Raw genomic sequence first — 20,415 nt, 5'->3', positions numbered from 1 at the left:
TCGGGTGACCGGTCGCGGCGCTCGGTACGGGTGTGAGGGTCACCCTGTCCGAGCGGGGGAGCCGCCGTCGGGTGACCGGTCGCGGCGCTCGGTACCGGCGTGATGGTCACCGTGTCCGGGCGCAGGGCCACCGGGTGACGTCTCGGCGCTCGGTCCGGGCGTGACCGACCGTCGCCCGCTCCGAGCGGGGTGCCGCCCCTGCCGGGTGTGGTCGTCCGCTCGGAACCGGTCGCGGCGACGCCGTGGGCGGCGAACCGTGCGCAACCGGCCCGGCGGTGTGGCTCCGCCGGGCCGTGCCGCGTCCCGTGTCCCGATCCCGTGTCTCAGTCGCGTGCGACGCGCTCGTCGTACCGCTCGGACGGCACCCGCGTGCCGGTCGCGGCGCCCTCCAGACGGGCGGTGATGACCAGGGTCCCCTCCTCGATCTGGTAGTCGAGGGGCAGGCCGAGGCCGCGCATCGCGGCGACCATGCCGGTGTTGGAGGCCTGCGTCACGGCGTAGACGCTTTCGCAGCGCGCCTCGACGGCCATCGCCACCAGGCGGCCGAGCAGCTCGGCGCCGATGCCGCGCCGCTGCCACTGGTCCTCGATCAGCAGGGCCACCTCCGTCTCGTCGCCGTCCCACAGCAGATGACCGAGGCCGACGACGCGCCCCGACGGCGTCTGCACGGCGAGGGTGCGGCCGAAGCGGGGGCTGAGCAGGTGCCTCAGGTAGCGGTCGGCGTCGCCGACGGGCCCGTGGTAGCGCATCCCGAGCGTGCGCGAGGAGCACCGCTCGTGCATGGCCTTCGCCGCCGCAAGGTCACCGGGGTCGGCCCGGCGCACGGTGATGGCGTTGCCCTCGGGCAGTGTCAGCACGTCCTGGCCGCGCGGGACCCGGGGGCCGAGCCGGGCGTCCAGTTCCACCAGCGCACGCGCGCGTGCGAACTCGGTCGGGGTGAACGGCAGGTACGGCCGCTCCACGGTGATCACTCCACCCTCCGGCGCCCGCAGGCGCATCACGGTGTCCTCCAGTACGCCCTCCAAGGGCACCCCCTCCGGCCCACGGCCGCCGTTCCCCGACGCGACGGGCAGCGAACGGATCGTGCAGCGGCCCAGCAACTGGCGCAGCGCCAAGGGTAGTTCGGCCGCGTCGAGGGCGGTGCGGGTGGCCAGGCCGAGGACCCGGGTCGGCGCGTCCACCAGATCGTGGGCGTCGGCCCGCTCGATCCAGGTGCGGCTGCCGCCCACCAGCGCCACCGCCCGGGTGATCCCGGCCGCCGCCAGGGAGCCCGGGGCGCGCAGCAGGAACTCGTCCACGGTGTCCTCGCCCAGCGGGTGGGTCTGGAGGCTGAGGATGTCCACCCGGTGGCCGGCGAGCGCGGCGCAGAGCGCGGCCAGTGACCCCGGGGCGTCCTTCACCGTCGTCCGCATCCGCCACAGGGCGCTCTCCGCGGTGACCCCGGAGGGGAGTTCGGACGGCCCGGCCTGCGGCTCCTCGGAGCGCGGCCGGGCGTCGGTATCGCTCGTGGGCGGCGCGTGACCGTGGCGCCGTGACCACCAGGTGTGGAATCCGGCCGTGGCGACGAGCAGGACGGCGGAGACGGACAGCAGCACCGGACCGTCGGGTCCGTGCCCCACCAGGTTAGCCACGCCGTCGGCCACCGCGACGGCCGTGAACAGCGCGGCGAGTTCCACGACGTCCCGCCGCCAGTGGTGCACCGGGCGGCCGTGCTTCGCGCGCGTCACATCAGACATGTCTCGACTCATGCAGCCACTGTGGAGGAACGGTGTTGCGTGATCACGAACGGTGTGTGACTGATGGGTAAAGGTTACCAATGCCCGTTTTGTTAATACTTTTACCACCGCACCGCGCACCGGCTGTCCCGCCAGGTGTCACGACCGCGCCGCGCACCAGGGGATGACGCCGGTGCGCGGCACATGTCCGAGGGTACGGGAAGCCGCCCTACTGCCCGACCCGTCCCGGCTGGAGCACCTGTGTGAACAGCACGGTCCCGTCCTGCTCGCGCAGACGCACCGTCAACTCACCGCTGCCGCCGTCGATGTCGACCTCGCCGAAGAACTGGTAGCCCCCGGCGGGTGACACGTTCGAGGCGGTCGGCGCCTTCACGAAGACCCGCTCGGGACCGAAGGTGCCGTCCAGCGCGCTGGCCGGGAAGGCGCCCGCGTTGAGCGGACCGGAGACGAACTCCCAGAACGGCTCGAAGTCGGTGAACGCGGCCCGCGACGGCTGGTAGTGCTGCGCCGAGGTGTGGTGGACGTCGGCCGTCAGCCACACCGTGCCGGTGATCCGCCGGTGCTTGATGTACCGCAGCAGTTCGGCGATCTGGAGTTCGCGGCCCAGCGGCGCACCCGGATCCCCCTGCGCGACGGCCTCGATGTTCGGCCTGCCCTCGGTGGCGTCCGGCACGACAAGTCCGAGGGGCATGTCGGCGGCGATCACCTTCCACACCGCACGCGAGCGTGACAGCTCCCGCTTCAGCCACTCCAGTTGCTCGGCGCCCAGGATGCCCTGCGGGTCGGCCTTCTGGTCGTCGGGCGAGTTGGCGTTGCGGTATGTCCGCATGTCCAGCACGAACACGTCCAGCAGCGGGCCGTGGCGCACGACCCGGTGGACCCGGCCCTCCCTGGCGCCCGGGCGCAGGGTCGAGATCGGGAAGTACTCGCTGAACGCCCGCCGGGCGCGCCCCGCGAGCACGTCGACGCTCTTCTCCGTGTAACGGGCGTCGGAGTCGGCGATCATCTCGCCCGGGTACCAGTTGTTGCGGACCTCGTGGTCGTCCCACTGGATGACGGACGGCACCCGGGCGTTGAAGCGACGCAGGTTCTCGTCGAGCAGGTTGTAGCGGAAGTTGCCGCGGAACTCGGCGAGGGTCTCGGCGACCTTGGACTTCTCCTCGGTGACGACGTTGCGCCACAGGGTGCCGTCGGGCAGCGCCTGGGTCGCCGCGATCGGGCCGTCGGCGTAGATGTTGTCGCCGCTGCACAGGAAGAAGTCGGGGTCGAGCTTCGCCATCGCGTCGTAGATGCGGTAACCGCCCAGCTCGGGGTTGATGCCCCAGCCCTGTCCCGCGAGGTCACCGGACCACAGGAAGCGCACCCCGTGCCGACGCCCCGTGGGGGTGGTCCGGAAGGTGCCGGTCACCGGTTCGCCGGTGCGGCGCGGGTCGTCCGGGTCGGCGAGGAGCACGCGGTAGTGGATCTGCTCGCCGGCCGGCAGACCGTGCAGCCGGGTCGTGCCGGTGAAGTCCGTACCGGCGCCGAGCAGCGGGCCGTGCCACCGGCGGGCGCCCCGGAAGGACTCGGTGGCCGCGGTCTCGACGACCATCCGCGCCGGACGGTCGGAGCGCACCCACACCAGCCCGGAGTCGGAGGTCACGTCCCCGGTCTGGACGCCCCACCCCGCCCCGGGCCGCCCGGACAGCGCGAAGGCGGGGGCAGCGCCGACGGCGGCGGGCAGGGTCAGGGCCGCGGACGCGGCGAGCGAGCCGCGCAGGACGCTGCGGCGCCCGGGAAACGGAGTGGGTGACATGAAGGGGCCTCCAGGGGCGGGAACCGGCCGGTGTGCACTGCCACAACTACTGGTGCGCCGCAGCGCACACGGAAACCACAAGTGAACAACTGGCCGCGCGCACGCGGGTTCCGCGGGGCACGGCTGCTGTCACCCGCTCGCGGCGGCCTCCGCCATCAGGCGTACGCCGTCGCGGATGCGCGCGGGCGGCACGTGCGCGTAGCCGAGGACGAGACGTACGTGCGTGTCCTGGACGGCACGCGCGTGTGCGTACTCCGCCAGCGCACGCACCTCGACGCCCGCCGCGGCCGTCCGCGCGAGGAACCGCTCCTGGGGCCCGTGCCGTCCCGGGAGTTCGGCGATGACGTGCAGCCCCGCCGCGATCCCGGACACCCGTGCCCCGGGGAAGTGCTCCTGGAGCGCGTCCACCAGGGCGTCCCGGCGCTGCCGGTAGGCCCGCTGGCAGCGGCGCAGCTGACGGTCGTAGTCGCCGCGTTCCACGAACCGGGCGAACAGCGCCTGGTCGAGGGTGGGATGGCCGAGATCCATCGTCCGCTTGCGCTCGACGACCTCTTCGGTCAGTGCCTCGGGAACGAGCAGCCAGCCGAGCCGCAGCCCCGGCGCGAGCGACTTGCTGACCGAACCGGTGTAGGCCACCCGCTCCGGGTCCAGGCCCTGGAGCGCGCCCACGGGAGCGCGGTCGTAGCGGAAGTCGCCGTCGTAGTCGTCCTCGACCACGAAGCCGTCCACGGACCTCGCCCAGTCCAGCAGCTCGGCCCGCCGCCGCGCCGAGTACGCGATTCCGGTGGGGAACTGATGCGCGGGCGTCGTCACCACCGCCCGTACCCCGGACGACCGGAGCGGTTCCACCGCCAGCCCGTCCTCGTCGAGCGGCAGCGGTACGGCGGTGACGCCCGCCGCCGCGTACAGGGCGCCGTGCTGGGGGCTCCCGGGGTCTTCGACGCCGACGGCGTCCGTGCCGCGCGCGTGCAGCGCGAGACCGAGCAGCGCCGTCGCCTGGGCCACCCCGGAGACGACCACGAGACGCTCCGGGTCCGCGACCACGCCCCGGCGGCGGGCGAGGAGGCCGGCGAGCGCGGTACGCAGCCGGGGCAGCCCGCGCGGGTCGGGATAACCGAGTTCGTGGTGGGGCAGCCCGGCGAGCACACTCCGCTGCGCGGCGGCCCAGGCGGCGCGCGGGAACAGCGACAGGTCCGGGGTGCCCGGCACGAAGTCGGCCCGTACGCCCGGAGAACGCGGGGCGAGGTCACGCGCGGGTGGCCGGGCCGCCCGGACGGCGCCGCTCACCCACGTCCCCGCACCGCGACCGCTGCGCAGATAGCCCTCGGCCGTCAACTGTTCGTACGCCTCCGTGACCAGCCCCCGCGACACCCCGAGGTCGGCGGCGAGATCCCGGCTGGACGGCAGCCGGGTGTCCTGGGCGAGGCGCCCCGAGCGGACCGCGTCCCGCAGGGCGGCCTGGAGCGCACGGCCACGCGCGCGCGGCGGAGCCGAGGTGGCCGGCAGCAGCACCTCCCAGGCCGTGGACCCCGGCGCGCGGCCGGGATTGGTCCCCGATGACGTCATGGAAGTGGACCTTAACCGGGGCCGCCGGCGTTCCTAGCGTCACCTTCATGAATGCCACCACCCTGCGCGGGTCCCTGCTCGCCGCGCTCGCCTGTCTCCTCGTCGGAGGGTCGTTCACCGCCAACAGCGTCCTCGGCGCGTACCCGTACGCGGGCGGCCAGGCCCTGCGCTACGGCCTCGCCTGTCTGCTGCTCGTGCCCCTGGCGGGGGCGGGGTCCCGGATCCGGCTGCGGGCGCTCACCCCCCGACTGTGGCTGCGTCTGACGCTGCTCGCGGCCGTCGGGATGGTCGGCTTCAACATGGCGGTGCTGGCCGCCGAGCGCTCGGCGGAACCCGCCGTCCCCGGCGTCCTCGTGGGCTGTGCGCCCGTCGTCGTGGGGGTGCTCGTCCCGCTCCTGGAGGGACGACGGCCCCGCGGTCCGGTTCTCGCCGGGGCGTCACTGGTCGCCGTGGGCGCGATCACGGTGCAGGGGTGGGGCCGCACCGACGGCGCGGGCCTCGCCTTCTCGGTCTGCGCGCTGGGCGGGGAGGTCGGTTTCGCGGTCCTGGCCGTGCCGGTCCTGCGGCTGCTGGGGCCACGGCTGCTGTCCGCCACGGTGTGCGGGATCGCCGCGGCCGAGGCCGCCGTGACCGGAGCGCTGCTCGACGGCGGCGCGTGGCTGCGGCGGCCGGACGGCGCGGAGGCCGCCGCGCTGCTGTGGCAGGCGGCCGTCGTCACCGTCGTCGGCTTCGTGTGCTGGTACATGGGCATGCAGCGGATCGGCGCGGAGCGCGCCACGCTCTTCTCCGGGCTCGTTCCGGTGGCGGCCGCCTGCACCGCCCCCCTCGTGGGAACGGGCTCCTACGGCCCCGCCCAGGCTGTCGGAAGCGCGCTCGTCGGGATCGGAGTCGCCCTGGGGGCCGGGGCGTCGAGCCGTGCCCCCAGGGGCTCAGCGGCTGCTGCCGTCGAGAATCACGCGCGCGACGAGCGCCGGGTCGTCGTTCATCGGGCAGTGACCGCAGCCGGGCAGCCGCACCAGACGCGCAGCGGGGATGATCCGCTTGGCGCGGACGCCCTGGCGGCGCACGAGCAGCCGGTCGCGGGTGCCCCAGCCGACCGTGACCGGGACACCGGGGATGTCGTCGGTGAACTGGACGGTGGTGCCGGCCCGCAGCGTCTGGTCGAACCCGGTGGCCCGGGCCAGAGCCAGCGTCTCGGCGACCACGGCCTCGGGTGAACGCCGGCTCGGCCGGGCGTAGATGGTACTGGTGAGGGCGGTACGGCCCGCCGCCGTGCCGGCCATCCGCTCGACGAGGGGCAGCGGCATCCGGCGCGAGATCTGGCGCATGGTGATGAGGACCCCGAAGGCGTAGCGCCGCTCGGCCTGCGACCAGAACCCGGCGGGGGACAGCGCGGTGACGGACCGTACGAGTTTCCCGCGGCCGAGTTCCAGGGCGAGCAGACCGCCGAGGGAGTTGCCCGCGACATGCGGTCGGTCGAGTTCCAGCGCCTCGCAGAAGGCGCCGAACACGGCGGCCGTGGTGGGCAGGTCGTAGGCCAGTCCGTCCGGCAGGGGCGGGGACACGCCGAATCCGGGCAGGTCCACGGCGATCACCTCGCGCTCGGCGGCCAGGATGTCCACCACCGGGTCCCAGGCCTGCCGGTGGTGTCCGATGCCGTGCAGCAGGAGCAGTGGCTCCCCCTTGCCCACGCGCGCGTAGGAGACGGTGACGGGCAGCGGGCCACTGGGGGAGGGGACCGTGAAGGAGACGGTGGCGGACATGGGGAGCTCCTCGACTGGAGGGCCGTGGACCGGCCGGCGGACGCCGTAGACAGCTTGTCAGCAAAAGCTACCGGCGGGTAGCCCCTGGGGGTGGTGTCGGAGCCGGGTGCGCAACCGTGTTGCGCGACGGGGACTTTGCCGGAGTGTCACGAGAACGCGCGCGTACGAACGCCCCGTGAACGCTTCCCGGCAGACGGTCTCCAGGCCCTCGGGAGGATCGAGGATCGGTTGTGCGGATTGGTCTTGACCAAGGGTGGGGGCCGTCCTATGGTCGCAGAGAAGTACAACAACCTTTAATAAACAAGGGCGCGAAAAAACGCCGCCGGACCACGGTGATTGCGGAGGACAGGGTGGGGACCACGCAACTGGAATCGGTACCGGAACCGAAGTACTGGCATCTCAAGACGGTGCTCAGCGAGGCACTCGACTCGGAATTCACCGTCGGTGAGATCCTCCCCAACGAGCGTGACCTGGCCGCCCGTTTCGGTGTCGCCCGCGCCACGCTCCGCCAGGCACTGGAGCAGCTCGAACTCGAGGGCCGGCTCCAGCGCCGTCGCGGCGTCGGCACCACCGTCGCGCCGCCGCGGATGGGTGTCGCCGTCGGCACCGGGCAGCAGGTCTGGCCGGGCGCGGGCGACGACGCCTGGCAGGCCGTCGACTGCGCGCTCGCGACGCCGCCCGCCGTCGTCGCCACCGCTCTGGAGACCGCGCGCGACCAGGCCGTGCACATCGTGCGCCGCTCGCGGGTCTCGAACGGCCAGCCCGTCGCCGCCGAACTGCTCTATGTCCCCCCCACGTCGGTGCCCGACCTCACCGCGATCGACGCCCCCTCGGAGGCGGCACGCGCGCGTGCGGTACTGCGCGAGCTCCAGCGCCTCGAACTCCAGGGCCAGGACCGCGCCGTGGAACTGGGCTCGGCCCGCGCGGACGACGCCAGGGAACTCGACCGGCTCCCCGGCGCGCCCGTCCTCGTCCTCACCACCCGCTTCTTCGCCGAGGGGCGCACCGCGGCGCTCTCCGTCGCGACCTACCGCGCGGACACCTGCCGGCTGACGTTCGGCGCGTCCGGCGGCGTGGAGATACACCACGGGCCGGAGCGGCAGGCCTCCTGAACGCCCCCTCCGCTCCCGGCCGGCCCCGGCCGGCTCCCTGAACAGCCTGCACCCGACCGCCGGACGGAGGCCCCCACCGCGCCCCGGAACTCCACCGGGGCGCGGTGCGTTCCACCGGTGACGGCCGGTCACCGCCTCGCCGTCACGGTCCCCTCCACCGCGAACAACTGCTCCTCGACGTGATCGAGGGCGAGCCGCAGCGCCCCCGTCGCCACCACCGCCTCACCGAGCAGCGACAGGGCCACCTTCGGCGGCCGCAGACAGTAGCGGGCCAACTCCTGTCGCAGCGGCTCCAGCACACCGTCGAGACCGGCCGCCCAGCCGCCGACCACGACCAGCTCCGGATCGAGCGCCAGCACCAGCGCGGCCACGTCGTGGACGAGCCGCTGGATGAAGCGGTCCACGGCCGCCCGGGCCTGCTCGTCCCCCTCGCGGGCCTGCGCGAACACCTCGGCGACCGCCTGCTCGTCCAGCGGATGCAGCGGCTCGTCCGTCATGGACAGCAGCGTCTCCGGCGTCACCTCCCGGCCCAGGAGATGCAGCGCGCCGATCTCCCCGGCCGCGCCGCCGTACCCCCGGTGCAGCCGCCCCCCGATCAGCGAACCGGCGCCCGGACTCAGCCCGGCCAGCACGAAGACGATGTCGTCGGACTCGGTGGCCGCCCCCTTCCAGTGCTCGGCCACGGCCGCCGCGTTGGCGTCGTTCTCCACCAGCACCGGACACTTGAAGGAACGGCCCAGCCGCTCACCCAGCCGCAGCCCCGTCCACTCGGGCAGGGCGGTGCCCAGCCGTACCGTCCCGTCCGCCTCCACGATGCCCGGCGTGGCGACGCCCACGGCCCGCAGCGAGCTGCGCGGGACGCCGGCCCGGCGCAGCAGCTCGGCGACCGCCGTGCGCAGCCGCTCCAGCCGTTCGTCCGCCGGCGCCGCCTCGTCGACCTCCCTGGCCTGCGCGCCCAGCACCCGGCCGTCCAGGTCGGACAGCAGCGCGGCCACCCGGTGCGAGCCGATCTCCAGCCCCAGCAGATGCCCGGCCTCCGCCCGGAACCGGAAGCGGCGCGCGGGCCGCCCCTGCCGCCGGGCGACACTCTCGTCGGCCGCCTTCTCGACGACGAGCCCCGCCCCGATGAGGTCCTCGACGACCCCCTCGACGGTCGGCCTGGACAGGCCCGTGATGCGGGTGATCTCCGTGAGCGTCGCGCAGTCCGCGGCACGCAGCGCGTGCAGCACCACCGCGGAATTGATCCTTCGCAGCAGCGAGGGATCCCCGCCGGTCAGCTGCCGCAACGTACGTCCTTCCAGCTCGTGCGCGTATTGGGCGGATCGTACTCGGCGCGGCGGACCCCGGCGAGTAAGGAATCCGTACCGATATCTCCGGCAGCGCGCGCACCCCGGCGCGACGAACCCCGACTCGTACGCCGTGATCACCGTCTGCGTCCGGTTCCGCGCCCCGAGCTTCACCGGCACCGCGCCGGCACGGGACTTGACCGTCTCCGTCCCGACGCCGAGCCGGGCGGCGCTCTCCGCGTTCGGCACACCACGCGCCCGACCACGTCCGGCCACGGTCGCTCTCCGGACGGCGACGGCGGTCGCGGCGGGGGGACGCCGCAGCGGTCGGCGGGCTGACGGCCCGCCAATTGTCAGTGGCGGCGGGTTTACTGGAGCTCATGGACATCGACAGGTACCTCGGGCCCGGTCACCGTACGACCGCCTTGGTGACCAGTCACGGCCTGACGGTCGCGGACGCCGAGGTGCGTCTCGCGGAGGTGGAGCGGTTCCACGAGCGGAAGGAGGAGCTGGCCGGAGAACTGACGCGGAGATGGGGGGATCCGTACCACGTGGGCCTGCAGACGGTCCGGCTCCGGACCGGGACCGAGGAGATACCCGAGCCCTGGGCCGAGCTGAGCCTGCGGGTGGGCGACGTATACCTCTGGCAGACGGGGCAGACGGGGCAGACGGGGCAGACGGGGCAGACGGGGCAGACGGGGCAGGCGGAGGAGCGCGGCCGCTGGGTGGCCCTGGGTGTGGCCGACCTGGACCCGGACGACGAGATCCAGCTCCTGCTGGTCGTCACCGATACCGGCCCGCCCTGAGGGCCGGGCACCGAGGGGCGCCCCGCCCTCAGTCGTCCGCCGCCACCCGCAGCCGCGCGAACTCCTCCGCCATCGTCGCCGCCGTCCAATGCGCGTTCAGGCCGCTGGGATTGGGCAGCACCCACACGCGTGTGTCCCCGATGACGCGCTCCTGCGGGCCCACCGCGGCCTTGCGGTCGTCGAAGGCGGCCCGGTACGCGGTCACGCCCACCACGGCCAGCCAGCGGGGCTTCAGCCGTGTCACCTTCTCCGCCAGCAGCCGACCGCCGTCGCGGTACTCCCGCGCCGTGAGCTCGTCGGCCCGGGCGGTCGCCCTCGCCACCACGTTGGTGATGCCGAGCCCGTAGGACAGCAGCTCCCGCTGCTCCGCCGGTTTCAGCAGCCTCGGTGTGAAGCCGGACAGGTGCAGCACCGGCCAGAAGCGGTTGCCCGGGCGGGCGAAGTGGTGACCGGTCGCCGCCGTCATCAGACCCGGGTTGATGCCGCAGAACAGCACACGCAGGCCGCCCGCGACGACATCCGGTACGAGTCGGTCGCGGGCGGCCTCCAGCTCCGCCTTGGTGAAGCGCGTCAGAGGATCGCTCCAGGGGTGTAACCGGCCGCCTCCGGACGCTGCTTCACGATCTCCTCGACCCGGCCGACGACCGTGGTCACCTGGGCCGCCGCGGCGCCCGTGAAGGACAGCTTGTCGGCCATCAGCGCGTCCAGCTGGGCCCGGTCGAGCGGCAGCCGCTCGTCGGCGGCCAGCTTGTCCAGCAGTTCGTTGCGCTCGGCACCCTGCTCGCGCATGGCCAGCGCGGAGGCGACGGCGTTCTCCTTGATCGCTTCGTGCGCCACCTCACGGCCGACGCCCGCGCGCACCGCGCCCATCAGCACCTTGGTGGTGGCGAGGAACGGCAGGTAGCGGTCCAGCTCCCGCGCGACGACCGCCGGGAAGGCGCCGAACTCGTCGAGCACCGTCAGGAACGTCTCCAGCAGACCGTCGAGCGCGAAGAACGCGTCCGGCAGCGCGACCCGGCGCACCACCGAGCAGGACACGTCGCCCTCGTTCCACTGGTCGCCCGCCAGCTCGCCGGTCATCGACGCGTAGCCGCGCAGGATGACCATCAGGCCGTTGACGCGCTCGCAGGAGCGGGTGTTCATCTTGTGCGGCATCGCCGAGGAACCGACCTGGCCGGGCTTGAACCCCTCGGTCACCAGCTCGTGCCCGGCCATCAGCCGGATCGTCTTCGCCAGCGAGGAGGGGGCCGAGGCGAGCTGCACCAGCGCGGTGACGACCTCGTAGTCCAGCGAGCGCGGGTAGACCTGGCCGACGGACGTGAAAGCCTGCGAGAAGCCCAGGTGACCGGCGATCCGGTCCTCCAGCTCGCTGAGTTTGGCGGCGTCGCCCCCGAGCAGGTCGAGCATGTCCTGGGCGGTGCCCACCGGGCCCTTGATGCCGCGCAGCGGGTAACGCCCGAGCAGCTCCTCGACCCGGCCGTACGCGACGAGGAGCTCGTCGGCGGCGGTCGCGAACCGCTTGCCCAGGGTCGTGGCCTGCGCGGCCACGTTGTGGGAGCGCCCGGCCATGACCAGCTCGCCGTACTCGCCGGCCAGCCTGCCCAGGCGCGCCAGCACGGCCACCGTACGGTCGCGGACGAGCTCCAGCGACAGACGGATCTGGAGCTGCTCGACGTTCTCCGTCAGATCGCGGGACGTCATGCCCTTGTGGACCTGCTCATGGCCGGCGAGGTCGTTGAACTCCTCGATGCGGGCCTTCACGTCGTGCCGGGTGACCTTCTCGCGCTCGGCGATGGAGGCCAGGTCGACGGTGTCGAGGACACGCTCGTAGTCGGCGATCGCCGCGTCCGGCACCTCGATCCCGAGGTCCTTCTGAGCCCGTAGCACGGCGAGCCAGAGCTGACGCTCCAGCTTCACCTTCTGCTCGGGCGACCAGAGCGTGGCGAGCTCGGCGGAGGCGTAGCGACCGGCGAGCACGTTGGGGATGCGGGGCTTGGCGGGAGCGGAAGTCACGTGGACGGATTCTACTGGCGATTCGTGCAGGCCAGCGCCACCGAACTGTTGGGCGGAACCTACGAGACCGACGTCACCCGTGTGCGGACGGGAACCGCGGCCCTACGCCCGGCCCTCGTACGGCAGCAGATCGGGCCGCTTCGGCGGCAGGCCGTCCCCGGAGGACCGGCCGGTCAGACGGCGGCCTATCCAGGGGATGAGGTACTGCCGGGCGAACCGCGCGTCCGCGACGCGCCGGGCGCCCCAGCCCGGAGGCAGCGTCGCCGGCATCGGCGTGTGCCACTCGGTGTCCTCGGGGTCGTGCCCGAGCGTCTGCCAGACCGCTTCCGCGACGCGGCGGTGGCCCTCCGCCGTCAGGTGCAGCCGGTCGACGTCCCACAGGCGCGGGTCGCCGAGCGACGGAGCGCCGTACAGGTCGACGACGAGCGCGCCGTGCCGCTGCGCCAGCTCCTCGACGTGCACGAACAGCTCCTCCATGCGCGGCCGGAACCGCTCCAGGACCGGCCCCTGCCGACCCGGGCTGCGCATCAGCACCAGCTCCTTGCAGGCCGGGGTCAGGCGCTCCACGGCCTCCGTCAGCAGGTCCTTCACGCGGCCCATGTCGCACTTGGGGCGCAGGGTGTCGTTGAGTCCGCCGACCAGTGTGATCACATCGGCGCCCATCGCGGCGGCCACCGGCACCTGCTCCTCGACGATCTGCCCGATCAGCTTGCCGCGCACCGCCAGGTTGGCGTAGCGGAAGCCGGGGGTGCGGGCGGCCATCCGTGCGGCGAGGAGGTCCGCCCAGCCCCGGTACGAGCCGTCGGGCAGCAGGTCCGACATGCCCTCGGTGAAGGAGTCGCCGATCGCGACCAGGCTGGTGTGTGTGGAATTCGTCTGCATGGCGACATCGATGGTAGCCCGAGTCCCATACCCAGCGGTCGGTCCCCTCCGGCCGGTCCCCTCCGGTCGGAGGGTGCCCTCACGCCCGCTGCCCGAACAACTCCTGCAACACGTCCTCCATGGTCACCAGCCCGGACAGCCGCCCGTCGGAGCCGAGCACGGCCGCCAGATGCGTACGGCTGCCCCGCATCGCGGTGAGGACGTCGTCCATCGGGGTCGCCTCCCGCACGCGCGCGATGGGCCGCATGTCCGCCGACCGGAACGGCTGCTCCCGCGGCGAGGCGTCCAGCGCGTCCTTGACGTGCAGGTAGCCGACGATCCGGCGGCCCTCGTCCACCACGGGGAACCGGGAGAACCCGGACTCCGCGGCCAGCCGTTCCAGCTCCTCCGGAGTGACGCCCACGCGCGCGTAGACGACCCGCTCCAACGGCAGGACGACGTCCCGCACCGGACGGCGGCCCAGCTCCAGGGCGTCGTGCAGGCGTTCCAGGGCGCGGTCGTCGATGAGACCCGCCGCACTCGCGTCCTTGACGATCTGGGCCAGCTGGGCGTCCGAGAACGCCGCGGCGACCTCGTCCTTGGTCTCGATCCGCAGCAGCTTCAGCAGGCCGTTCGCGACGGCGTTGATCGCGAAGATCACCGGGCGCAGCGCCCGCGCCAGCGCGACCAGCGGCGGCCCCAGCAGCAGCGCGCTGCGCACCGGCTCCGCCAGTGCGACGTTCTTGGGCACCATCTCGCCGAGCAGCATGTGCAGATACGTCGCCACCGCGAGCGCGATCACGAAGGACACCGCGTGTCCCGCGCCCTCGGGCACGCCCGCCGCGTGGAACACGGGTTCCAGCAGGTGCGCGATGGCCGGCTCGGCGACCACACCGAGGATCAGCGTGCACAGCGTGATGCCGAGCTGCGCGGCCGCCATCAGCGCGGACACGTGCTGGAGGCCCCACAGCACGCTCCTGGCGCGGCGGTCGCCCTGTGCCCCGTTCGTGCCGGCGCCGTCATCGAGATACTGCTCGATCTGGGAGCGGCGCACGGAGATCAGCGCGAACTCCGCGCCGACGAAGAACGCGTTCACGACGAGGGTCGCCAGTGCGATCAGCAACTGGATGGCGATCACTTTCCGGCCTCCTGTTCGAAACCCTCGGACGGGGCGAGCGGCGCGTGCAGCAGCACGCGCGCGGCCCGGCGGCCCGAGGCGTCCACCACGTCCATCCGCCAGCCGGCCACCTCCACGGTGTCGCCGACCGCCGGTATCCGGCCCAGCTCGGTGGCGACCAGACCGGCGAGCGTCTCGTACGGTCCCTCGGGGGTGTGCAGCCCCACGCGCGCGAGCTGGTCGGTGCGGGCCGCGCCGTCGGCGGAGTAGAGGGTGCGGCCGTCGCCGTCCGTGCCCGCGGCGGCCAGGTCGGAGGTCTCGTGCGGGTCGTGCTCGTCGCGGACCTCGCCGACGACCTCCTCGACGATGTCCTCCAGTGTGGCCACCCCCGCCGTGCCGCCGTACTCGTCGATGACCACGGCCATCGTCCGTTTGCCGGACAGCCGGTCCAGCAGGCGGTCCACGGTCAGCGACTCGGGCACGAGCAGCGGCTCGCGCATGAGGTCCGAGACCGGCACGCGCGCGCGGCGCCCCGCCGGGATCGCCAGCACGTCCTTGATGTGCGCGGTGCCGACCACCGAGTCGAGGCTGCCGCGGTACACCGGGAACCGGGACAGGCCCGTCGCCCGGGTCGCGTTCGCCACGTCCTCACAGGTCGCCGCGGCCTCGAGGGCGATGACCTGGACGCGCGGGGTCATCACGTTCTCCGCGGTCAGATCCGCCAGGTTCAGCGTGCGCACGAACAGCTCCGCGGTGTCCGCCTCCAGGGCGCCCGCCTTCGCGGAGTGCCGGGCCAGGGCCGCGAGCTCCTGCGGGCCGCGCGCGGCGGCGAGCTCCTCGGTGGGCTCCACGCCGAAGCGGCGCACGATACGGTTCGCGGTGTTGTTGAGATGGGTGATGAAGGGCCGGAAGGCGGCGCTGAACCAGCGCTGCGCGTTGCCCACGCGCTTGGCGACCGCCAGCGGGGAGGAGATCGCCCAGTTCTTGGGCACGAGCTCGCCGACGACCATCAGGAACACGGTCGACAGGGCCGTACCGAGCACCAGCGCGACGGAGCTCGACGTGGAGCTCGACAGGCCGAGCGACTCCAGCGGCCCGGCGATCAGCTTGGCGATCGACGGCTCGGAGAGCATGCCGACCACCAGGTTGGTGACGGTGATGCCGAGCTGCGCACCCGAGAGCTGGAAGGTGAGGTTCCGTACGGCCTTGAGCGCTCCGGGCGCGCCGCGCTCGCCGCGCTCCACCGCCCGTTCCAGTTCGCTGCGCTCGACCGTGGTGAGCGAGAACTCGGCGGCGACGAAGGCGCCGCACGCGAGCGACAACAGGATCGCCACCAGGAGCAGCAGGACTTCGGTCATCGGGTCACCTCCGTCCCATCGTCGGACAGGGTGGTGAGGGACGCGCGATGTCGCGTGGGGGACGGGGTACTGGGAGGCTCGCCCATGGGCGGACGCTCACACCTTTCATGAAGTCGTCGGGGGACCGCGCGGCGATCCGCACAGTCCCCCAATGGTAAAGGATCGGCAAAAGGGCCTTGGCGGGGCCCCGGTCAGACGCTGAGTGGCTTCACCCAGCGCCGCCACTTCTCCTCCGGCGCGTACCCCGCCGCGCGCCAGGCATGATGCGCCGTCTCGTTGCGGGTGAGCACCATCGCGTCGCCGCGACGCCCGCCGAGCCGGACGAACCGTTCCTCCGCGGCGGCCAGCAGCGCCGATCCGATCCCCTGCCGGCGGCGCTCCGGGTGCACCGCCAGCCGGTACAGATGGCACCGCCACCCGTCGAACCCGGCGATCACCGTCCCGGCCAGCTCACCGTCCCGCTCGGCCAGGAGCAGAGCCCCCGGGTCGCGCGCGACCAGCCGCTCCACCCCGCTCCGGTCGTCGCTGATGCTCGTACCCTCGGCGGAGGTCTTCCAGAAGGCCAGCACGGCGTCCAGGTCCTCGGGGCCGGCGGCCCGAATCCGCAGATCAGTCATGGACCGATCCCACCACGGGCGGTACCGGCCGGAACGCCGATTTCCAGCATGCGGACCGCCCGCCCGCCCCGGGCCCGCGCCGCGTGTCCTTCACTCGTGCGCGATCGCGGCGAGCACGTTCATCCGGGAGGCGCGCAACGCGGGCAGCAGCGCCGCCACGACACCGACGACCGCGGAGCCCACCATGACCGCGACGAGCGTGCCCCACGGGACGGCGAAGGCCTTCATGCCCTGCAACTCCAGCACCTGCTGTATGCACACGCCCCACACCAGCCCGAGCGCGAGCCCCAGCACCGCGCCGAACACCGCGATCACGACCGACTCCAGCCGGATCATCCGGCGCAACTGCCGCCGGGCCAGCCCGATCGCACGCAGCAGCCCGATCTCCCGGGTCCGCTCCACCACCGAGAGCGCCAGGGTGTTGACCACACCGAGCACCGCGATGACGATCGCGAGCCCGAGCAGCGCGTACACCAGGTACAGCAGGACGGCGATCTGATCGTGCACCAGCTTCTTGTAGTCGGCCTGGTCACGCGCCTGTACCTGCGGATACGCGGCGAGGGTCCGCTCCAGCCGGGGACGCAGCTGGTCGCCGGTCGTGCCGGAGGACGCGTTCACGTACAGCGCGGAGTCCTGCCCGTCGGGTACGTACCTCTCGACGGTGGCGATCCCGACGAACAGCCCGCCCTGCATGCCGAACCCGTCGCCGGTGTCCTGGTCGGTGAGCGCGCCGACCTTCAGTGACGTGGTCCGGTCGCCGGGGAACTGCACCGGCAGCACGCTGCCCAGCCGCACGCCGTGGTCCGCGGCGAAGTCGGCGTCCATGCCGATGGCGCCGTCGGCCAGCGCGGCCGCCGTGCCGCCCGCGGCGTACGTGACGTGCGCGACGTCGTCGACCCGGTCGTCGTAGCCGGTGGCGGTCGTCTCCACGCGCTTGCCGTCGGGCAGCCGCACGGCGACCGGCGCGAACCGCTGCCGTACGACGAGGCCGACGCCCCCGGTGTCGCGGACCGCGTCCGTGACCTCCTCGGAGAACGGTGTGAAGTTCGCGTTCTGGACGACGAAGTCGGCGCCCAGCGTCTTGTCGATCTGCTGGTCGAAGGACTTGGACATCGAGGCGCTCGCCACCGACATCCCGCCGACCAGGGCGAGGCCCACCATCAACGCCGCCGCCGTGGCACCCGTACGGCGTGGGTTGCGCAGGGCGTTGCGCTGGCTCATCCGGCCGACGGAGCCGAACAGCGCGGGGAAGGCACCGCCGAGGACGCGGATCACCGGGCGGACGAGGAGCGGTCCCGCGATGACGGTGGCGATGAGCGTGAGCACGACCCCCAGGCCCAGCAGCGAGGCCGCGGACGCCGTCTTCGAGGCACTCGCGCAGCCGGCCAGCGCGGCCACGCCAAGCGCTCCGACGACCGTGCCCACGACCGCCCGGACCCTGAGCGGCCGGCCCGTTCCGGCGATGTCGGCGTCCGCGAGGGCCGCCATCGGCGACACGGTCGCGGCGCGCCGGGCCGGGAGATAGGCCGCCACGAAGGTGACGCCGACACCGACGACGTACGCCGACACCGGGGTCGCCCAGCCGACCACCATCTCCGCGGCGTTGAGGTTCATGCCGAACGCGCTCATCAGCTTGATCAGCCCGGCCGCGAGACCGATGCCCGCGGCGAGGCCGAGCGTGGAACCCACGAGACCGAGCAGCACCGCCTCGGTGAGCACCGAGCGGCGCACCTGACGGCGGTCGGCCCCCAGGGCGCGCAACAGGCCCAGTTCCCGGGTGCGCTGGGCGATCAGCATCGAGAACGTGTTGACGATCAGGAACACGCCGACCAGGACGGCGATCCCGGCGAAGCCGAGCATCACGTACTTGATCACGTCGAGGAACCCGCCCAGCGCCTCCGCCGACGACTTCGCCTGCTCGTCGGCGGTCTTCACGTCGTACGTCGCGGTACCGACCGCGGCGACGACGCGCCGCTCGAGCACCGCGTCGCTCACCCCCTGCGCCGCGTCGACGGAGATGCTCGTGGCCTTGTCCGCCGACCCCAGGAGCTGCGTGCCCGCGGTCGCGGGGTCGAGGTAGACGAGGGCCGCTCCGGGGTTCGTGGTGGTGAAGGTGGCGATGCCGACGATCTTCACCTCGAACGTGCCCGGCTGGGCCATCACGGTGAGGGTGTCGCCGATCTTCACGTGCTTCTTGTCGGCGGTGTCGGCGTCGAGCATGGCCTCGCCGGCGCCCTGAGGGGCATGGCCGGAGGTCAGCTTCACCGGGCTGCGGTCGCTGACGTACCAGTCGGTGGCGATGGTGGGCGCGCCGGTGGTCGGTCCGACGGACTTGTCGTCGCCGTCCACGACCGTGATGTTCTCCACGCTCACGTCCGCGTGGGCGGACGCGACGCCGTCGACGCGGGCCACCTGGCCGGCGAGGGCGGCGGGCACGGTCTGTACCGCGCCGGTCGGCACGGACGCGGTGAGGTCGTCCCGGGGCTGGACCGTCACATCCGGCGAAGTGGACGCGAAGAGCCGGTCGAAGGTCCGCGTCACCGTGTCGGAGAAGATCAGACTGCCCGCGACGAACGCCACCGACAGGACGACGGCGAGCGCGGACAGCAGCAGCCGGCCCTTGTGCGCGAGGAAACTCCTCAGTGTCGCCTTCAGCACCGGATCACTTCTCCTCGGCGTCGGCGTCGGCGTCGGCGCCGGTGCGGGTGCCGTGGCCGTCGGTGGCACGGCCGCCGGCGGCCGGGACGACCGGGTCGCCGTCGCCCCCGTAGCCCCCGTCGCCGCTCCCTCCGTCGGACTGGGCGCGGATCACGTCGAAGCGCTTCATGCGCTCCAGCACCGCCTCCGCCGTCGGCCGTTCCATCTCGTCCACGATCCGCCCGTCCGCGAGGAAGAGCACCAGGTCGGAATGGGCGGCGGCACCCGGGTCATGGGTGACCATGACGACGGTCTGGCCCAGGTTGTCGACGGCCTCCCGCAGGAACGACAGGACCTCGAGCCCCGCGCGCGAGTCCAGGTTCCCGGTCGGCTCGTCGGCGAAGATCAGCTCGGGGCGGGAGGCGAGCGCCCGGGCGCAGGCCACGCGCTGCTGCTGACCGCCGGACAACTGTGACGGCCGGTGCTTCAGCCGATCCCGCAGGCCGAGTGTGTCGATGACCTGGTCCAGCCACTTCTGGTCGGGCTTCTGACCCGCGATGTCCATGGGCAGGGTGATGTTCTCGGCCGCGTTGAGCGTCGGGATCAGGTTGAACGACTGGAACATGAACCCGATCCGGTCCCGTCGCAGCCGGGTCAGCTCCCGCTCCTTCAGCCCCGTGATCTCGGTGTCGCCGAGCCACACCTGACCGGCCGAAACGGTGTCGAGGCCCGCCAGGCAGTGCATCAGCGTCGACTTGCCGGAGCCGGACGGTCCCATGACGGCGGTGAAGCGGCCGCGCGCGATGTCCACGTCCACCGAGTCCAGGGCGAGCACCGCGGTCTCGCCCGAGCCGTACGCCTTGGTCAGAGCACGGGCGCGGGCGGCGACCCGGTCGGCCGCGGCCGGGCCGGGGGCGTGCTCCGCAGCAGGTGTGGACAAGGCTGCCTCCTCGCTCGTAAGGACGTGCCGAGTGTGCTGGTGCCGGGCCGAGCGTAGTGTGACCCGGCGCACACCCGGTATCCCTTTTCGATTCCCGTCCGCCCTTGCCGTTGCTAGCGTTCCGGCGCTAGCGTCTAGGTATGGCGAAGACCCAGCTGAACGTACGCGTCGACGAGGGCACGGCCCGGGCGGCCCGCGAGCGCGCCACGGCCCGCGGCATGAGCGTCAACCGCTACATAGAGGAGCTGGTCAGACAGGACGCCGGCGAGGTCGGCCACACGTTCGTCGAGGCCGCCGGCGACTTCATGAAGCAGTACGAGGCGCTCTTCGTGGAGGAGTTCGGCGCCGAACGCGAGGGCGGCACGCGCGAAGGTCGCCGCTGATCCCTTGAGCGAACTGCGCATCGACCTCGCCTGGCTTCTCATGCTCGCCGAACAGAACACCCCGGGAGACCCCCAGGTCACCGACTGGGGAGCACTGGTGGCGGCCGTGGCCCGCCATCAGGCCCGGATATTCGACGTCCCCGTCTACGACGACCCGCCCGCCCGCGCCGCCGCGCTGCTCCAGCTCCTCATCCACGTCCCCGCCCTTGAGCGCTCCAACGCGCTGTTCGCCTGCGCCGTCGCGTACGCCTATCTCGTCGCCAGCGGCCTGAAGGTCGCCACCTCACCCGAGCAGGTCCGTGACCTGGCCCGCCTGGTCAAGGACGGCGAGACATCGGTGTCCGACATCGCGCGGGAACTGCGCCGGTGGAGCCGGTGAGGCGGCACACGGACAGGGCGGGCCCGTTCGGGGGTGTCACCCCGAA

General features: G+C 72.9%; 17 protein-coding genes and 1 pseudogene. 5 read left to right on the top strand and 13 right to left on the bottom strand.

The features are described from left to right. Positions 1-323: 323 nt before the first annotated feature. The 3 genes from ACFWBB_RS32900 to ACFWBB_RS32890 all read right to left on the bottom strand — a co-directional run bounded on the left by ACFWBB_RS32900 (position 324) and on the right by ACFWBB_RS32890 (position 5,097). A complete protein-coding gene (locus tag ACFWBB_RS32900) occupies positions 324-1,736 on the bottom strand; it encodes a GNAT family N-acetyltransferase (protein ID WP_385279746.1) in 1,413 nt (470 codons plus the stop codon). A 208-nt stretch (positions 1,737-1,944) separates the two neighbouring features. Next, positions 1,945-3,531: an alkaline phosphatase D family protein gene (locus ACFWBB_RS32895; RefSeq protein WP_385279743.1), complete on the bottom strand. Its 1,587-nt coding sequence runs from the start codon at positions 3,529-3,531 to the stop codon at positions 1,945-1,947. Between the two features lie 129 nt (positions 3,532-3,660). Beyond that, on the bottom strand, positions 3,661-5,097 hold the full coding sequence (locus ACFWBB_RS32890; protein WP_385279740.1) for a PLP-dependent aminotransferase family protein: 1,437 nt from the start codon (positions 5,095-5,097) through the stop codon (positions 3,661-3,663). Between ACFWBB_RS32890 and ACFWBB_RS32885 the strand changes: the two are divergent. Next, positions 5,088-5,981 (top strand): annotated as a pseudogene (locus ACFWBB_RS32885) (DMT family transporter); the annotation flags it as partial. The gene ACFWBB_RS32890 and the pseudogene ACFWBB_RS32885 sit on opposite strands and share 10 nt — an antisense overlap. Positions 5,982-6,026: 45 nt before the next feature. On the opposite strand, the gene ACFWBB_RS32880 reads toward ACFWBB_RS32885, so the two are convergent. Beyond that, positions 6,027-6,860 (bottom strand): alpha/beta fold hydrolase, encoded by an 834-nt coding sequence (locus tag ACFWBB_RS32880; protein WP_385279737.1) that lies wholly within the window; start codon positions 6,858-6,860, stop codon positions 6,027-6,029. 350 nt (positions 6,861-7,210) lie between these two features. Between ACFWBB_RS32880 and ACFWBB_RS32875 the strand changes: the two genes are divergently transcribed. Further along, complete coding sequence (locus tag ACFWBB_RS32875) at positions 7,211-7,972, top strand: GntR family transcriptional regulator (RefSeq protein ID WP_385279734.1); 762 nt, start codon at positions 7,211-7,213, stop codon at positions 7,970-7,972. 128 nt (positions 7,973-8,100) lie between these two features. On the opposite strand, the gene ACFWBB_RS32870 is transcribed toward ACFWBB_RS32875, so the two are convergent. Further along, positions 8,101-9,258, bottom strand: a complete 1,158-nt coding sequence (locus ACFWBB_RS32870; protein WP_385279731.1) for an ROK family transcriptional regulator — start codon at positions 9,256-9,258, stop codon at positions 8,101-8,103. A 380-nt stretch (positions 9,259-9,638) separates the two neighbouring features. On the opposite strand from ACFWBB_RS32870, the gene ACFWBB_RS32865 reads away from it, so the two are divergent. Further along, positions 9,639-10,064, top strand: a complete 426-nt coding sequence (locus ACFWBB_RS32865) for a hypothetical protein (protein ID WP_385279728.1) — start codon at positions 9,639-9,641, stop codon at positions 10,062-10,064. Positions 10,065-10,092: 28 nt separating this feature from the next. On the opposite strand, the gene mug is transcribed toward ACFWBB_RS32865, so the two are convergent. The 8 genes from mug to ACFWBB_RS32825 all read right to left on the bottom strand — a co-directional run bounded on the left by mug (position 10,093) and on the right by ACFWBB_RS32825 (position 19,607). After that, complete coding sequence (mug, locus tag ACFWBB_RS32860; protein WP_385279813.1) at positions 10,093-10,638, bottom strand: G/U mismatch-specific DNA glycosylase; 546 nt, start codon at positions 10,636-10,638, stop codon at positions 10,093-10,095. Beyond that, positions 10,635-12,077: an adenylosuccinate lyase gene (gene purB / locus ACFWBB_RS32855; RefSeq protein WP_385279725.1), complete on the bottom strand. Its 1,443-nt coding sequence runs from the start codon at positions 12,075-12,077 to the stop codon at positions 10,635-10,637. Before purB ends, mug begins: the two co-directional genes overlap by 4 nt. 102 nt (positions 12,078-12,179) lie before the next feature. Further along, positions 12,180-12,959, bottom strand: a complete 780-nt coding sequence (locus ACFWBB_RS32850; protein WP_385279722.1) for an SGNH/GDSL hydrolase family protein — start codon at positions 12,957-12,959, stop codon at positions 12,180-12,182. A 79-nt stretch (positions 12,960-13,038) separates the two neighbouring features. Further along, positions 13,039-14,076: a hemolysin family protein gene (locus tag ACFWBB_RS32845; protein WP_385279719.1), complete on the bottom strand. Its 1,038-nt coding sequence runs from the start codon at positions 14,074-14,076 to the stop codon at positions 13,039-13,041. Then, positions 14,073-15,413 carry a hemolysin family protein gene (locus ACFWBB_RS32840; RefSeq protein ID WP_385279716.1) on the bottom strand — a complete coding sequence of 447 codons (1,341 nt, stop codon included), beginning with the start codon at positions 15,411-15,413 and terminating at the stop codon, positions 14,073-14,075. Before ACFWBB_RS32840 ends, ACFWBB_RS32845 begins: the two co-directional genes overlap by 4 nt. 191 nt (positions 15,414-15,604) lie before the next feature. Next, on the bottom strand, positions 15,605-16,030 hold the full coding sequence (locus ACFWBB_RS32835) for a GNAT family N-acetyltransferase (RefSeq protein WP_385279713.1): 426 nt from the start codon (positions 16,028-16,030) through the stop codon (positions 15,605-15,607). Positions 16,031-16,120: 90 nt separating this feature from the next. Next, on the bottom strand, positions 16,121-18,688 hold the full coding sequence (locus tag ACFWBB_RS32830) for an ABC transporter permease (RefSeq protein ID WP_385279710.1): 2,568 nt from the start codon (positions 18,686-18,688) through the stop codon (positions 16,121-16,123). A 4-nt stretch (positions 18,689-18,692) separates the two neighbouring features. After that, a complete protein-coding gene (locus ACFWBB_RS32825) occupies positions 18,693-19,607 on the bottom strand; it encodes an ABC transporter ATP-binding protein (RefSeq protein WP_385279707.1) in 915 nt (304 codons plus the stop codon). A gap of 140 nt (positions 19,608-19,747) precedes the next feature. On the opposite strand from ACFWBB_RS32825, the gene ACFWBB_RS32820 reads away from it, so the two are divergent. Together ACFWBB_RS32820 and ACFWBB_RS32815 are read left to right on the top strand one after the other, a co-directional pair. Further along, complete coding sequence (locus ACFWBB_RS32820) at positions 19,748-19,990, top strand: toxin-antitoxin system HicB family antitoxin (RefSeq protein ID WP_385279704.1); 243 nt, start codon at positions 19,748-19,750, stop codon at positions 19,988-19,990. A 4-nt stretch (positions 19,991-19,994) separates the two neighbouring features. Then, positions 19,995-20,369 carry a fic family toxin-antitoxin system, toxin component gene (locus tag ACFWBB_RS32815; RefSeq protein WP_385279701.1) on the top strand — a complete coding sequence of 125 codons (375 nt, stop codon included), beginning with the start codon at positions 19,995-19,997 and terminating at the stop codon, positions 20,367-20,369. The last annotated feature ends 46 nt before the right edge of the window (positions 20,370-20,415 follow it).

This window comes from Streptomyces sp. NPDC060000 (genome assembly GCF_042737375.1).
In the GTDB taxonomy this organism is placed as follows: domain Bacteria; phylum Actinomycetota; class Actinomycetes; order Streptomycetales; family Streptomycetaceae; genus Streptomyces.
The sequence above is the reverse complement of the archived record's forward strand: the minus strand, read 5'-3'. Positions and strand labels throughout refer to the sequence as shown.